Annotated in this window: 14 protein-coding genes and 2 tRNA genes; 4 read left to right on the top strand and 12 right to left on the bottom strand. The window is 71.5% G+C overall.

Going from position 1 to position 13,774, the window contains the following annotated elements:
* Positions 1-13: 13 nt before the first annotated feature.
* A complete protein-coding gene (locus PHZ_RS18815) occupies positions 14-496 on the bottom strand; it encodes a hypothetical protein (RefSeq protein ID WP_236611853.1) in 483 nt (160 codons plus the stop codon).
* 718 nt (positions 497-1,214) lie between these two features.
* Here PHZ_RS18815 and PHZ_RS18810 point away from each other — a divergent pair.
* Positions 1,215-1,290: transfer RNA gene (locus PHZ_RS18810), tRNA-Thr, on the top strand.
* A 34-nt stretch (positions 1,291-1,324) separates the two neighbouring features.
* Here the strand turns inward: PHZ_RS18810 and PHZ_RS18805 are convergent.
* The 7 genes from PHZ_RS18805 to PHZ_RS18775 form a co-directional block, all read right to left on the bottom strand.
* Positions 1,325-2,290, bottom strand: a complete 966-nt coding sequence (locus tag PHZ_RS18805) for a glycosyltransferase (RefSeq protein WP_012523945.1) — start codon at positions 2,288-2,290, stop codon at positions 1,325-1,327.
* Between the two features lie 64 nt (positions 2,291-2,354).
* The gene (locus tag PHZ_RS18800; RefSeq protein WP_012523944.1) at positions 2,355-3,626 is read right to left on the bottom strand and encodes an Nramp family divalent metal transporter; all 1,272 of its coding nucleotides are present in this window, start codon (positions 3,624-3,626) and stop codon (positions 2,355-2,357) included.
* Positions 3,627-3,711: 85 nt separating this feature from the next.
* Positions 3,712-4,116, bottom strand: coding sequence for a hypothetical protein (locus tag PHZ_RS18795; protein WP_148216916.1), 405 nt, complete (start codon positions 4,114-4,116; stop codon positions 3,712-3,714).
* An 86-nt stretch (positions 4,117-4,202) separates the two neighbouring features.
* Complete coding sequence (locus PHZ_RS18790; RefSeq protein WP_012523943.1) at positions 4,203-4,946, bottom strand: SIR2 family NAD-dependent protein deacylase; 744 nt, start codon at positions 4,944-4,946, stop codon at positions 4,203-4,205.
* A 39-nt stretch (positions 4,947-4,985) separates the two neighbouring features.
* Positions 4,986-5,603: a BON domain-containing protein gene (locus tag PHZ_RS18785; RefSeq protein WP_041373710.1), complete on the bottom strand. Its 618-nt coding sequence runs from the start codon at positions 5,601-5,603 to the stop codon at positions 4,986-4,988.
* A gap of 275 nt (positions 5,604-5,878) precedes the next feature.
* A complete protein-coding gene (locus PHZ_RS18780) occupies positions 5,879-6,163 on the bottom strand; it encodes a DUF167 family protein (protein ID WP_041374436.1) in 285 nt (94 codons plus the stop codon).
* A complete protein-coding gene (locus PHZ_RS18775) occupies positions 6,160-6,465 on the bottom strand; it encodes a YggT family protein (RefSeq protein ID WP_012523940.1) in 306 nt (101 codons plus the stop codon). The genes PHZ_RS18780 and PHZ_RS18775 overlap by 4 nt, the downstream gene beginning before the upstream one ends.
* A gap of 109 nt (positions 6,466-6,574) precedes the next feature.
* Here PHZ_RS18775 and PHZ_RS18770 point away from each other — a divergent pair.
* A tRNA-Ala gene (locus PHZ_RS18770) sits at positions 6,575-6,650 on the top strand.
* 96 nt (positions 6,651-6,746) lie between these two features.
* Positions 6,747-7,205 (top strand): DUF411 domain-containing protein, encoded by a 459-nt coding sequence (locus tag PHZ_RS18765; protein ID WP_041373709.1) that lies wholly within the window; start codon positions 6,747-6,749, stop codon positions 7,203-7,205.
* Between the two features lie 6 nt (positions 7,206-7,211).
* Here the strand turns inward: PHZ_RS18765 and PHZ_RS18760 are convergent, their stop codons facing one another.
* On the bottom strand, positions 7,212-7,973 hold the full coding sequence (locus tag PHZ_RS18760) for a DUF2189 domain-containing protein (protein WP_012523938.1): 762 nt from the start codon (positions 7,971-7,973) through the stop codon (positions 7,212-7,214).
* Positions 7,974-8,189: 216 nt separating this feature from the next.
* Here PHZ_RS18760 and PHZ_RS18755 point away from each other — a divergent pair, with 216 nt between their 5' ends.
* Positions 8,190-8,969, top strand: coding sequence for a metallophosphoesterase family protein (locus PHZ_RS18755; protein ID WP_012523937.1), 780 nt, complete (start codon positions 8,190-8,192; stop codon positions 8,967-8,969).
* Here PHZ_RS18755 and PHZ_RS18750 read toward each other — a convergent pair.
* Genes PHZ_RS18750 through PHZ_RS18740 form a run of 3 tightly spaced genes read right to left on the bottom strand, consistent with a single transcriptional unit; the run spans position 8,966 to position 13,619 of the window.
* Entirely contained in the window at positions 8,966-9,826 is an 861-nt protein-coding gene (locus PHZ_RS18750) for a DUF1206 domain-containing protein (protein ID WP_012523936.1), read from the bottom strand. The two genes, PHZ_RS18755 and PHZ_RS18750, sit on opposite strands and share 4 nt — an antisense overlap.
* 43 nt (positions 9,827-9,869) lie before the next feature.
* Positions 9,870-12,773, bottom strand: a complete 2,904-nt coding sequence (polA, locus tag PHZ_RS18745) for a DNA polymerase I (RefSeq protein ID WP_083771000.1) — start codon at positions 12,771-12,773, stop codon at positions 9,870-9,872.
* Positions 12,774-12,821: 48 nt separating this feature from the next.
* Positions 12,822-13,619 carry an isocitrate lyase/PEP mutase family protein gene (locus PHZ_RS18740; protein WP_012523934.1) on the bottom strand — a complete coding sequence of 266 codons (798 nt, stop codon included), beginning with the start codon at positions 13,617-13,619 and terminating at the stop codon, positions 12,822-12,824.
* Positions 13,620-13,774 lie beyond the last annotated feature (155 nt).

Raw genomic sequence — 13,774 nt, 5'->3', positions numbered from 1 at the left:
TTTCTCGGGCCGCTCAGATTTCTTTGATCATCATCCGGAAGGCGGCCTTGAAGGCGGCGCCCACCGAAGCGGCGGCTGAACGGTTCACGGTGATCTCGACCTTCGGAGTGGTCGTCACGCCCATCACGCAGGCGCCCGAACCCACGCAGGCGGGATCCGAGCCGATGGTGACCAGCTTCTTGGCCTTGGCCGCGGCCCCGACGGCGGCGTAGTTCACGCCCTTCGTCACGTAGAGCGCGTTCACGCCCGAGGCCCCGGCGACGCCGCCGGCCTCGACCGGCTTGCCGACCAGGGTCACCGTGCCGGCGCTGTAGCCGCCGCCGATCGCAGCCATGACAGCGTCCTTCTCGGCCACGGAGGCCGGCTTGGACGGATCGAACACCACCCCCAGGGTCGCACGGCCCGTGGGCCCGTTCTCCAGGAAGGTCAGCGCGCGGCCGGCGACCTGCAGATCCTTGGCGGGATCGGCGAAGGCTGCGCCGGGCGCGGCGAGCACGCCGGTCGCAGCGACCAGAAGCGCGCAAGATGTGTAAGTATTTATGTGATTTCGTCGCATATCGTTCCTTGCCCCCCTCGGGCTGAGGCAAGGAGGGATGTGCCCTGCAACTTAAATGACAGTTAAACGACACAAATGCACATAATATAGGCGAATGCCAAAGGCGCTGTATATCGGCACGTAGCGGTATTGCTATGAGTATCGTGACCGTCTACGTCTCCAGTAATACCAAATGACGCGCGCCTACGCTTTACTATTGCTGTGAGAGTTTGAATTTTGAACCGCGTTGCGCCGGCGTGGCGGAAGTCGTCGCGGCCGGAATGTTCGCGTGTTTTCCGGCGCTACCGCGGCCCTACCGCTCGGCTGATCCAGCCGCCGGCCGCCCGGTGATCTGCCGCGGCGCGTGGTTTGGACAAACCGCCGCAACCAAATCGGCTGCGGCGAGGCCGGCGGCCCACGCCGCCGGCGCCGCCGGCCGCGGAAGCGTCGGCGCCGGACGTGTCGCGGCTGCGGTGGGGCAGCCCCGCGTCTCGCGCGGGCCTGGTCCTACCTGGCCCTACCGCCGCCGGCCGGGCGGCGTTTCCCCTCGGCGGGGACCGCTTGGCGAGGGCTGGACCGGGCCCGCGTCCGCAGACGCTTGGCGAACGGTCTGCGAGCCGCTAAATAGGCGCTCCCTCGCGGCCGGGCCTGACCCGTTCGCCGGGGAAACGCCCTTTGGGCCGCCTTAGCTCAGCCGGTAGAGCGGCGCATTCGTAATGCGTAGGTCGCGTGTTCGAGTCACGCAGGCGGCACCATTTCAGCCCGGCATCGACGATCTTCGTCGCCCGCTCAATCCAGCGGGCCGTCCCTGAGGCGCGCCTCGGGCGCCAGACGCATCCACACCTCCTCCAGCGCCGTGCGGAACCGGGCGTAGGACCATTGCTCGGCCGTGGCGCGGCCGGCCTCGAGCATGCTGGAGAGGGCGGGGCCCCCGGTCAGCACCAGGTCGGCGGCGCGGGCCAGGGCCTCGCCCGCCGCTTCGACGTCGTCCTCGGGCGCCCAGAAGCCGTTCTGCGGCGTGGCGAAGTCCCAGCCGCCGATGCCGGTGAAGCCCGCCACGACGCAGCCGCAGGCCATGGCCTCCAGCGGGGTCATGCCCACCGATTCGAACCGGCTGAGGCTCAGGCACAGGGTGCTGGCCCCGAAGACGCCCGCGATCTGCGCCTCCGTAGCGCCCTCGATCGGGATCCAGGGGAGCTCGGCGTGGCGCGGGTGGACTTGCCGCAGGTAGTTGCGGACCATGTTCATCTCGCCGGGCCGCTTGCGCGGCACGGTGGCGACGGCGTGCCGCCGCTCGGCGCCGGGGACGAAGATCCGCTCGTCGGCGAAGCACGGGATCACCTCGACCCGCGCCCGCGGGAACAACCGCTGGATCGAGCGGGCGATCAGCGGCCCCGGGACGATGAAGTCGGGCGCCCGCTCGGCGGGGAAGCGGTTGGCCGGCGCCAGGCCGATGTTCAGCAGCGAGTACTGGTTCTGGCAGAACAGCAGCGCCCGGTTCGGCAGGCGGGTGGCGACCGCCTCCATGGCGTTGGGCGCGTCGGTGGGCAGGACGAGGATGTCGTCGGGCCGGAAGGGCGTGTCGGCCTCGACGGGGGCCTTGTGATCGAGCCACGTCGGCAGGACGTTGTCGGCGCGGCGCCAGTACACCGCGTCGAAGCCGAGCTCCCGCAGGGCCTCGACATGGCGCAGGATCACCTTCTGGCCGCCCGAGACGGCGCCGGTCGGAAATCCCAGATAGACGATCCGACTCATGCTGCCCGCCCCCTCGCGCGGCGGCGTGTCTGCGGCGCCCGGCGGCCGGATGCAAGATGGCGGTCTAGCCGGCGAGGGCCATGGCCACGACCGCGATCCCCATGACCGCGGTGGCGGTCCAGCCGAGGGTCAGGACCGTGGGGCTGGCCCGGAACCGTCCCATCCGGTCGCGGCGGCTGGCGACCCACATCATGGCGGCCATGATCGGCACGGCGACGATTCCGTTGATCACCGCGCTCCAGAACAGGGCCCGGAGTGGCGGCATGGGCGAGAAGCCGATGCCGAGCCCCAGCAGCGTCGCCGCGCCGATGACGGCGTAGAAGCCCACCGCCTCCCAGGGCTTGTTCTCCAGCCCGCACTTCCAGCCCCGCGATTCGCCGAAGGCGTAGGCGGCCGAGCCGGCCAGGACCGGCACCGCCAGCAGGCCGGTGCCCACGATCCCGAGGCTGAACAGGGCGAAGGCGAACTCGCCCGCCACCGGCCGCAACGCCTCGGCCGCCTCGGCGGAGGTGCGGATGTCGGTTCGGCCGGCCGCATGCAGCGTCGCCGCCGCGCTCAGCATGATCGCGAGCGCCACGAGGTTCGAGACCGCCATGCCGAAGAAGGTGTCCACCCGGATGCGGTGCAGTTCGCGGGGGGCCTGGCGCGGGGCCTCGAGCAGCGGCTGCGCGCCGGCGTGGTTGCGGATCTCCTCCACCTCCTGGCTGCTCTGCCAGAAGAAGAGATAGGGGCTGATCGTGGTGCCGAAGACGGCGACGATCATCATCAGCGCCTCGCGGCTGGCCTCGAACCGGGGGACGACGATCGCGGTCAGCGCCTGCGGCCAGTCGATGTTCACCACCAGCACGACGGCGACATAGCTCAGCAGCACCAGCGTCAGCCACTTCAGGAACCGCGCATAGCGGACGTAGGGCACGAACAGCTGCAGGCTCAGCGACAGCAGCGCGAACGCCACCGTGAAGAGCTGGCCGCCCCAGCCGACGACCAGCTCGGCCGCCGCGCCCATGGCGGCCAGGTCCGCGCCGATGTTGATGGTGTTGGCGACGAACAGCAGGCAGACGAGCCCGAACACCAGGGGCCTCGGCAGGACCTGGGCCATGTTCTGCGCCAGGCCATGACCGGTCACCCGGCCGATGCGGGCGCTGACCAGCTGCACCGCGGTCATCAGCGGATAGGTGATCACGGTGGTCCACAGCAGGCCGTAGCCGAACTGGGCCCCGGCCTGGCTGTAGGTGGCTATGCCGCTGGGATCGTCGTCGGCCGCGCCCGTGACGAGGCCGGGCCCCAGCTCTCGGAAGGTCGCAGCGCCCCGCAGGCGCCTGAGGATCCGGACCATCCGGGCTCCGCTGTGGTGGGACCGGCAAGCGGCGGCAGCTTAGCCCTGCGGGCGGCCGCCGCGCCAGTAGGGTCCTGAGCGGCGCCTAGAACGGGGCGCAGGTCGTCAGGTTGACCGGCCGGGTCTCGGCCCGGGTCCACGCGTCGCCGGTCTTGGAGAACTCGGCGAACGCCGAGCCGGGCTTGCCCGTGCTGCCGTCGGCGTTGCGGCCGGAGAAGCGCATGGCCGCCACCACCTGGGCCGTGATCCCCTGCGCCTGCTCCTCGGCCGAGAGCTCCTGGGCGCCCTTGCACGTGACCTCGAAGCCCTCGCAGCCCTTGCCCTCGACCTTGGTCGCGCACGCCGGGTGGTTCGTCTCGATGTCGGTGCGCCAGGACAGCACCTGGGCGTCGAGGCCGGCGTAGGGATCGCTGGAGCTGGCCGAGTCGCCGCCCGAGCTGCAGGCGGCGAGAAGCAGGACGGCGCCCAGCGCCACGGGTCGAAGGATCAAGATGGGGAACTCCGCTGGATGAACTGGCGCAGCGCATAACCCGCCGATCAAGGCGAGGGTGTGACGAATCCGCCGAAGCGGCCCTGTTAGTCCGTCGCTGCCGCCGCCGTCATCACCGGACCGATCTCGTCGTGCAGGACGAGGTCCGCGTAGGGGTCGAGCTCGGTGGGCTCGCGGTTGACGATGACCAGCCTTGCCCCGTGGCGCTTGGCCATGATCGGGAACCCCGCCGCCGGATAGACCACCAGCGAGGAGCCGAGGACCAGGAACAGGTCGCAGGCCAGGGTCTCGGCCTCGGCGCGCTGCATCGGACCTTCCGGCATCGGCTGGCCGAACGAGATGGTCGCGGTCTTCACGAGACCCCCGCAGGCGCGGCAGGCGGGCAGGTCGCCGGTCGCCTGGTACAGCCCCTTCAGCTCATCCAGCTCATGGCGCTCGCCGCACTCCAGGCACGTGGCGTAGCTGGCGTTGCCGTGCAGCTCGATCACCTTCTCGGCCGGCACGCCCGAGGCCTGGTGCAGGTTGTCGACGTTCTGGGTGATGACGCTGGAGGCCTTGCCCAGGGTCACCAGCCGGGCGACGGCGTAATGTCCGGCGTTCGGCTCCCGGCCCACCCACCCGGCGCGGCCCGAGAACGCCCGCTCCCAGGCCTCGCGCCTCTTCTCCTCGCTGGCCACGAACTCCTGGAAGTAGATGGGCTTCATCCGGCTCCAGACGCCGCCGGGGCTGCGGAAATCCGGGATGCCGGACTCGGTCGAGATCCCCGCGCCGGTGAACACCACCATGCGCCGGGCCTCGGCGATCATCCTGGAGAGGTCGGCTGTGGACATGACGGGAAGATAGGCGCCGGGCCCCCGCCGGCGCCAGCCTCAGAGCGGCCGCCTGGGGCCGGGGCGGTGGACGATCTCGTTGCGGACCTCCCGCACGCCCGGCGTCTCGCGGGTCAGCATCTCGGCCAGCTGCGGATCCGACGCGCCGGGAACCTCGCCGCGCAGGGTGACCACCCCGCCCTCGACCGCCACCTCCACCTCGCGGGCGTCGAGCAGCCGGTCCTCCATCAGCCGCTCGCACACCTGCTCGCGCACGCGGCCGTCGGTGCGCGCCCAGCCCTTGGGCCCTTTGCCGCTGTGGGGGCCGCTGTCGGGCGCCGAACGCTCGTCGGCCCGCCGGTCGATCCAGGTGCGGTCGTCGGCCCCGAAGTCCTCTCCTCGGCCGCCGAAGCTGCGCTGGTAGTCGTCGCCGCTCATGCCGCCGCCGTAGGCCTCGCCGCCGAAACCTTCGCGGTAGTCGGTGGGGGCGACGCTGCCGCCGTACCCCTGGCCCCAGCTGCCGTCGAAGCCCTGGTTGAGTCCTCCGCCGCCGAAGTCGCGGCCGTAGCCGCGCCCATAGCCGGGCGGTCCGGAGTAGCCGCCGCCGGTCTCCCGGGTGGCCTGGCCGCCTTCGCTGCGGTTGTCGTGGGGCGTGTCGCGGTCGCCGGGGCGGGCCATGTCTCGTCTCCTCTCGGGTTCAGGAGGAGAACAGGCGAGGCGGGCGGCCGTTCCGGGGCCCGCGCGGGAGGGGGTGTGAGGGGGCGATCGGCCCGGCCGCGGTCGGGGGGATGCCAGGGGTGTGGGCCGGGCCGATCGGGACCGCCCTTGGTCCGACAGGCAAGTCGTTGGACGGTCCGCCAGATAACCTGTTCTCAAATGACAAGTTCCGGCGGGTCGCAGAAAATATCGGCCCAGGCGGGCGATCCGAGGCGCCGATCCCAGGACCCCGACCCCTAGGGCGGCGCTCCGAAGGCGCGGGCCGCGTCGGCCTCGCTCGCGCCGTCGATCTCCAGGCGCTTGATCCGGGCGGTCTCGCCGGCGGCGATGCGGACGGCGGACTTCGGCACCTTCAGGGCTTTGGCCAGCAGGGCGACGACGGCGGCGTTGGCGGCTCCGTCGGCGGGGGCGGCGCTGACCCGCACCTTCAGGACGGGGCGGCCTGCCTCGTCCGCGCCCCAGCCGTCGATGGCGTCGCGGCCGCCCTTCGGCGTCACCCGGACGGCGAGCTTGAGGCTCAGCCCAGGACCCCCTGCAGCGGCCGGAAGATCAGCGGCAGCAGGTAGATCTTGATCCCCTGCAGCACCAGGATCGCGACGATCGGGCTGATGTCCACGCCGCCCAGCGGCGGGATGATCTTCTGGAACGGCGCCAGGACCGGCCGGGTCACCGCGTCGAGGAAGCGGGTGACCGCATAGACGAAGTTGTTCCGCAGGTTGATGACGTTGAACGCCACCAGCCAGCTCAGCACCGCGCTGATGATGATCGCCCAGATCAGCAGCTCGAGCAGGCTGCCGACGATGAAGTAGAGAAAGCTGGCCATGCCACCGGTTTAGCGGGCTTTTGGCCGCAGGCAAGGCGAGGGTTGGGACGACGCTGGAACGGCGCGCTTGACACGACCCCCGCCAATCGCCTTATTCCGGCGCCTTCCTGGGGCCGTAGCTCAGTTGGTAGAGCGCCTCGTTCGCAATGAGGAGGTCAGGGGTTCGACTCCCCTCGGCTCCACCAGGAACCTTTCTCCCCCGTGACCGGCCCGCAAGGTTGACGCCGCGCAACGTGCGCAGGCGTGATCGGGGGCTACAGGGAAGGCTGGAGGCCCATCACATGCTGAACCGCCGAGCTCTCGTTGCGGCCCTGCCGCTGGTCGTCGTGTCGGGGGCCGGCCAGGCGGCGAGCCAGGCCGCCGCCCCGCCGCTCACCGTCTACAAGACCGCCAGCTGCGGCTGCTGCCGCGGCTGGATCACCGCCATGGGGCGGGCCGGCTTCGCCGCCAAGATCGTGACCCTGGACGACATCAGCCCCGTCTGGCGTCGGCGCGGCGTGCCGGACGAGCTCTCCTCGTGCCACGTCGCCGAGATCGGCGGCTATGTGCTGGTCGGCCACATTCCGCCGGCCGACGTGCGGCGGCTGCTGAAGGAGAAGCCCAAGGCGCTGGGGCTCACCGTCCCCGGCATGCCCTTCGGCTCGCCCGGCATGGAGCGCCCGGACGGCCGCACCGAGCCCTACGAGACCCTGCTGCTGTCGCCCGGGGGCCGCACGCGGGTCTTCGCGCGCCACGGCTGAGGCGCGTCAGGCGCCCACCACCTCGCGATAGGCGCGCCAGCTGGCGAGGCCCAGCCAGGGAAAGATCAGGATCAGGCCCGCAAAGCCGGTGGCGGCCGCCACCAGCAGCAGCGCCACGATGATGGCCGCCCAGAGGGTCATGGGCCCCGGGTTGGCCGCCACGCTGCGGACGCTGGTGGCGGTGGCCGAAAAGACGTCGGCCCTCGGATCGAGCAGCATCGGAGCCGAGACCACCACCAGCACGAACGTCAGGTAGGCGATCACGCCGCCCACGATCGTGCCGGCGATCAGCATCGTATGGCCTTCTGCGCTGGTCAGGGCGAAGCGGAGGAAGGCCTCGGCGGTTTCGTGGAGCTGGAAGGTCGAGAGGCCGTAGACGATCTGCGCGATGCGGCCCCAGAAGAAGTAGATGACCAGCAGGGCGAGGCCCAGGTAGGCGACGTCCTGGCGGAAGGCGGGCCGAACGAAGAGCACTTCGGCCAGGCCGGGCCGCTGGCCGGCCTCCAGCCTCCGGCCGGCTTCGTACGGCCCCATGGCGAGCACGGGGGCGACCAGCACGAAGCCGCAGCTCAGCGCCAGCACCCAGAAGGCTCCGTTGGAGACATAGAGGGCGTAGGTCATGGCGAGGCTCGCCGCCGCCACGACCAGGCCATAGGCCAGCATGGGGGCCGGGGCGCGCCACAAGTCCAGCCAGCCGCCGGCCAGCCAGCGGAACGGCGCCGAGAACCCGAGCGTGCGGATCGGCGGCAGGCGGGACGTGGCGGTCATGCATCCTCCTTGGCGCAGCGCGGCGCGGGCGCGTGGCGGGAGGCGGCGGAGACGCAGGCGAACGGGCGCCTCATCCGGTTCCCCCCATTCTGGTCTTGTTCTTTGTCGAGCGACGCTATGCGCCGTCCGGGCTCCGGCCTTGAGAATTGTCAAAGCTCTGCCTTGGCGGCGGCGTTCGTTGTCCGCGGGAAGCCGGACCTCTATCCTTGAGGCCGCATGTTCAACCTCTTCCGCAAGCGCGCGCCGGACCGGCCCCCGACCACCGGGGGACGGCTCGTCTATGCGGTGGGCGACGTCCACGGCCGACTGGACCTGCTGGGGGCGCTGCTGCGCGACATCGCCGAGGACGCGCTCGCCGCCCGGGCCGAGCAGGCGCCGCTGCTGGTCATGCTGGGCGACTATGTGGACCGCGGCCCGGAGTCCCGGGGCGTCGTCGACCTCCTGCTGGAGATGAAGGCCTTCGCCCGCCTCGAGACCCGGACCCTGAAGGGCAACCACGAGGAGGCGCTGCTGCGCTTCCTCGAGGATCCGAAGTTCGGCGCGGTCTGGATGGACAACGGCGGTGGCCCGACGCTCGCCTCCTACGGCGTGCAGCCGCCGGCCGGGCGCAGCGATTCCGACGCGTGGGTGCGGGCGCGGGACGCCCTCGCGGCGGCGCTGCCCGAGGCGCACCGGGCCTTCTACCGGGATCTCGAACTGATGGTCACCGAGGGCGACTACGCGTTCGTCCACGCCGGGGTGCGGCCGGGCGTGGCGCTGGAGGAGCAGGCCGAGCGTGATCTCCTATGGATCCGGCAGGAGTTCCTGGAGGCCAGCGGGCCCTTCGGCAAGGTGATCGTCCACGGCCACACGCCGACGGAAGAGGCCCAGCTCACCCGCCATCGGCTGGGCGTGGACACGGGCGCCTATGCGACGGGCGTGCTGACGGCGGTGCGGCTGCACCGCGAGGACCAGCGGCTGATGCAGGCCTTCGCCCGCCGGCCGGGCGCGGCCTAGCTGTCCAGCGCCCGTTCAGGGCGGATCGGCCTCAGCCAGCCCTCGAGGGCGGCGAAGACGCCGAAGGCCACCAGGCCCACGGCCGCCAGCGCCAGCACGGCGTCGCCGAACGGCTGGCGCTCCAGCGCGTCGAGGGCGGCTCCGAGGCCGCGGGCGTCCGACGCGCGAGCGCGCACGCCGGCGAGGACGAGAAAGAGGCCGGCGGGCAGCAGGGCCACGCCGCGGCCGAGATAGCCGATCCGGGCCAGTGTTCCGGCGAGGGTGCGGGTGTCGGGCCCGGCCGCGAGGCCGCGCGTGAAATGGTCCAGGGCCGCCCGCACGATGCTGCCGACCCCCGCGCCGGCGACGAAGAGGCCCGCGGCCGCCACGAGCAGGCCGCCCATGGGCATCTCCAGCGCCTGCTCGACCATCGCCCGGGTGGCGTCGCGGTCGTCGGCCTCGCCCAGGTCCTCGATGGCGTCGAGCAGGCCGAACACCGAGACAGCCGTGGCCGCGTAGACGGCGCCGCTGACCGCCTGGCCCAGCCGAGCGAGCAGGGCCTTGGCCGAGCGGCCCTGCCGGTCGACGTCGAAGACCGCCTGCAACGCGCGCCAGCCGGCGAAGCCGTAGAGCCCGACGCCGATCAGCCACAGCAGGAGGACGCCGGCGGGCCAGCGGCCCCAGGCCTCCAGCGCCCCGACCGCGCCCTCCGCATGCGGGGTGGCTTCCAGGGCGGCCATCAGGGCGATGATCCCGATGCTGACGTGCACCGCCCCGCGCGCCAGGTAGCCGGCGCGGGCCGCGATCTCGACCAGCGCGGCCAGCGGCCGCCGTTCGAGGCGGCGTCTCAGGTTCAGGACGGGGGCGAGCACGGCCATGCGCCGCGCAACGGCCGGTCCGTGGCCGAGGTTCCTGGAACGGCTAGTGCGCGTCGTCCCAGTTCGGCGCGGCGCGGGCCTCGACCACCAGGGGCACCGAGATCGCCACAGCGGGCTCGGCGGCCTTCTCCATGACCGCCTTGGCGATGCGGATCACCGCCTCGGCCTCGGCCTCGGGGGCCTCGAAGACCAGTTCGTCGTGCACCTGCAGCAGCATGCGGGCGGTCAGGCCCTCGGCCTTCAGGGCGCCCGGCATGCGGATCATCGCCCGGCGCATGACGTCGGCGGCCGAGCCCTGGATCGGGGCGTTGATCGCCGCGCGGTCGCCGAAGGCGCGCTCGGCCTGGCTCTTGGACTTCACCGCCGGGATGTTCACCTTGCGGCCGAAGATGGTGTGCACGAAGCCCTGGCTGCGGGCCGCCTGCTTCGTGCGGTCCATGTAGGCGCGGATGCCCGGGAAGCGCTCGAAGTAGGTCTTGATGTAGGCCCCGGCCTCGTCCTGCGGGATGCCGAGCTGGTTGGCCAGGCCGAACGCCGAGATGCCGTAGATGATGCCGAAGTTGATCGCCTTGGCCCGCCGCCGCGTCTCGGAGGGCATGCCCTCGACGGGAACCCCGAACATCTCCGAGGCGGTCATGGCGTGGATGTCCAGCCCCTCCCGGAAGGCCCGCTTCAGCTGCGGGATGTCGCCGATGTGGGCCAGGAGGCGCAGCTCGATCTGGCTGTAGTCGGCGCTGATCAGCACCTTGCCGGGCTCGGCGACGAAGGCGCGGCGGATCTTCCGGCCCTCCTCGGTGCGGATCGGGATGTTCATCAGGTTCGGGTCGGACGACGACAGGCGGCCGGTGGTCGTCGAGGCCAGCGAGAACGAGGTGTGCACCCGCCCCGTCTGCTCCGAGATCGCCGCCACCAGGGCGTCGGTGTAGGTGCCCTTCAGCTTCGAGAGCTGGCGCCAGTCCAGCAGGATGCGCGGCAGCTCGTGGCCCTGGGCGGCGAGGTCCTCCAACATCGAGGCGTCGGTCGAGAACGCCCCGGTCGCGGTCACCCGGCCCGAGGCCAGGCCCATCTCCTTGAACAGCACCTCGCCGATCTGCTTGGGCGAGCCCAGGTTGAAGGGCCGGCCGGCCAGGCGGTGGGCTTCGGCCTCCAGCTCGGCCATGCGCTGGCCGAACTCGTTGGAGAGCTGGCGCAGCCGCTCGGCGTCCACCTTGGCGCCGGCGCACTCCATGTCGGCCAGAACCTTGGGCATCGGCCGCTCGAGGGTCTCGTAGACCGTCGCCAGCCCCTCGTGCGCCAGGCGGGGCTTCAGGTGCTCCCACAGGCGCAGGGTGACGTCCGCGTCCTCGGCGGCGTAGCAGGTGGCCTCGGAAAGGCCGACGTACTTGAAGCTCTTCTGCGCCTTGCCGGTCCCGGCCACCGACTTGAAGGCGATGGGCTCGTGGTCGAGCCCGAGCTTGGACAGCTCGTCCATGCCGTGGTTGTGCAGGCCCGCCTCAAGCACGTAGCTGATCAGCATGGTGTCGTCGATCGGGCCCACCTCGATCCCGTACCGGGAGAGGACCGCGATGTCGTACTTGGCGTTCTGGGCCACCTTCAGGACCGAGGGGTCCTCCAGCAGCGGCTTCAGCCGGGCGATGGCCTGTTCGAGCGGGATCTGGGTCAGGTCGGCGGCGGCTTCGAGCTGCAGCCCCTCGGCCTCGCAGTGGCCCAGCGGGATGTAGCAGGCCTCGCCCGGCGCCACGGCCAGCGAAACGCCGCAGAGGCCCGCGGTCGCCGACGACAGCGCGTCGGTCTCGGTGTCGAAGGCGACGATCCCGCGTGCGTAGGCCTTGGCGATCCAGGCGTCGAGGGCGGGAAGGTCGCGGACGCAGGCGTAGGCGGTCACGTCGATCTTGCCGTGGTTCGGCTTCTCGGGGGCGCGGGTCTCCGGCCTGGGCGTGTCGGCCGCGGCCTGGCCGGCGGAGCCCGCCTTGCCGTCGCCCACCCGGCGGGCGAGCGTGCGGAACTCCATGCGCTCCAGGAATTCGGACAGGACCGCCGGATCCGGGTCGTCCACCGCGAGCTCGTCCAGCGGGCTGGGCAGGGGCGTGTCGCAGTCCAGCCGCACGAGCTCACGCGAAAGACGGATCTGGTCGGCGTATTCGATCAGGGTGTCGCGGCGCTTGGGCTGCTTGATCTCGGTGGCGCGGGCTAGCAGCGTGTCGAGGTCGCCGTACTCGTTGATCAGGGCCGAGGCGGTCTTGATGCCGATGCCGGGCGCGCCCGGCACGTTGTCGACGGAATCGCCGCACAGGGCCTGGACGTCCACCACCTTGTCCGGGGTGACCCCGAACTTCTCGATCACCTGCTCGATGCCGATGCGGGCGTTCTTCATCGTGTCGAGCATGAAGACCCGCGGGCCGACCAGCTGCATCAGGTCCTTGTCGGACGAGACGATGGTCACCTCGCCGCCCATGTCGCGCACCTTGCAGGCGTAGGCGGCGATCAGGTCGTCGGCTTCGTAGCCGGGCAGTTCCAGGCACGGGACGCCGAAGGCCTTGGTCGCCTCGCGCACCAGCGGGAACTGCGGCACGAGGTCCTCGGGCGGCGGCGGCCGGTGCGCCTTGTACTGATCGTACAGCTTGTTGCGGAACGTCTGCTCGGAGTGGTCGAAGACGACGGCCAGGTGGGTCGGCGCGTCGGCCTGGGTCTTCATCTCCACCAGCAGCTTCCAGATCATGTTGCAGAAGCCCGAGACCGCGCCCACCGGCAGGCCGTCGGTCTTCCGCGTCAGCGGCGGCAGCGCGTGGAAGGCGCGGAAGATGAAGCCCGAGCCGTCCACGAGATAGAGCCGGACCTTCGGCCCGTCCTGGGTGGTCTCGCGCGGAATCTCGCCCAAAGTCTCCGGCGGGGAGCCGGGCGGGGTTTCGGGCGCGGTCTCGGGAACGGCGTCGAGCGTGTCGGTCATGGCCGCAAGATAGGGCGGCGCGGGCCGAAGGTCATCTGCGGCGAGGCGTCAGCCGAACCGCTTCTGCAGGTTCGGGAAGCCCGCCCCGGCCGCGGCCAGCGCGTCGGGGTCGCCGTCGCGGACGAAGGCCTCCATCGCCCGCGCCAGCGCCGCGTAGGCGACGCGGAACGGATTGGTCGCCGAAGACAGCCGCCGCACGCCCAGCGCCTGCAGGCGCGCGGCGTTCGGCACGCCGGTCCAGCCCATCACGTTCAGCGGCAGGCGGACGCCGTCGGCCAGGCGGGTGATCAGGTCGGGATCGGCCGGCCCCGGGACGAAGATCCCGTCGGCGCCGGCCTCACGGTAGCGCTCGGCCCGCTGCAGCACCTCGGTGAAGGCGGCGTGCCCCTCGGCCAGGCCCTTGAGGTAGACGTCGGTGCGCGCGTTGACGAACAGCCGCCCGCCGGCGGCCGCCTTCACGGCGGCGATCTTTTCGGCGTGCAGGGCGGGGTCGCGGGTCCCGTCCTCGAGGTTGATCCCCACCGCGCCGGCCTCGATCACCTTGGCGATGTTCTCGGCCAGCTCGCCGAGGTGGTCGGTGTAGCCGCCCTCGATGTCGGCGGTCACGGGGACGTCCACCGCCCGCACGACCTCGGCGATCGTGGCGCAGACCTTGTCGAAGGGCGCGGCGTCGCCGTCGGGATGGCCGTGAGCCCAGGCGACGGCCGCCGAGGAGGTGGCCACCGCCCTGGCGCCGGCGTCGGCCATGATCGCCGCGCTCGCGGCGTCCCAGGCGTTGGGCAGCACGAGGATCTCGGCGCCCGTGTGCAGCTTGCGGAAGGTCTCGGCCTTGGCGGTCTGGTTCATCGTGCCCCTCTTGCGGTTCGAAGCTGAAGCTTGGACGTCGATATGGGAAGGGTTGTGACGCCGCGCTCGCGGAAATCGGACATGGACGGCGCCACCGACGGTTGGCTCGTGCTTTACGCCATCCGCACGGGCCCTTAGCGGAGGGGCGAGACGGG

Source organism: Phenylobacterium zucineum HLK1 (assembly GCF_000017265.1).
Lineage (GTDB): Bacteria > Pseudomonadota > Alphaproteobacteria > Caulobacterales > Caulobacteraceae > Phenylobacterium > Phenylobacterium zucineum.
This window is presented reverse-complemented; position numbering and strand designations above follow the sequence as displayed.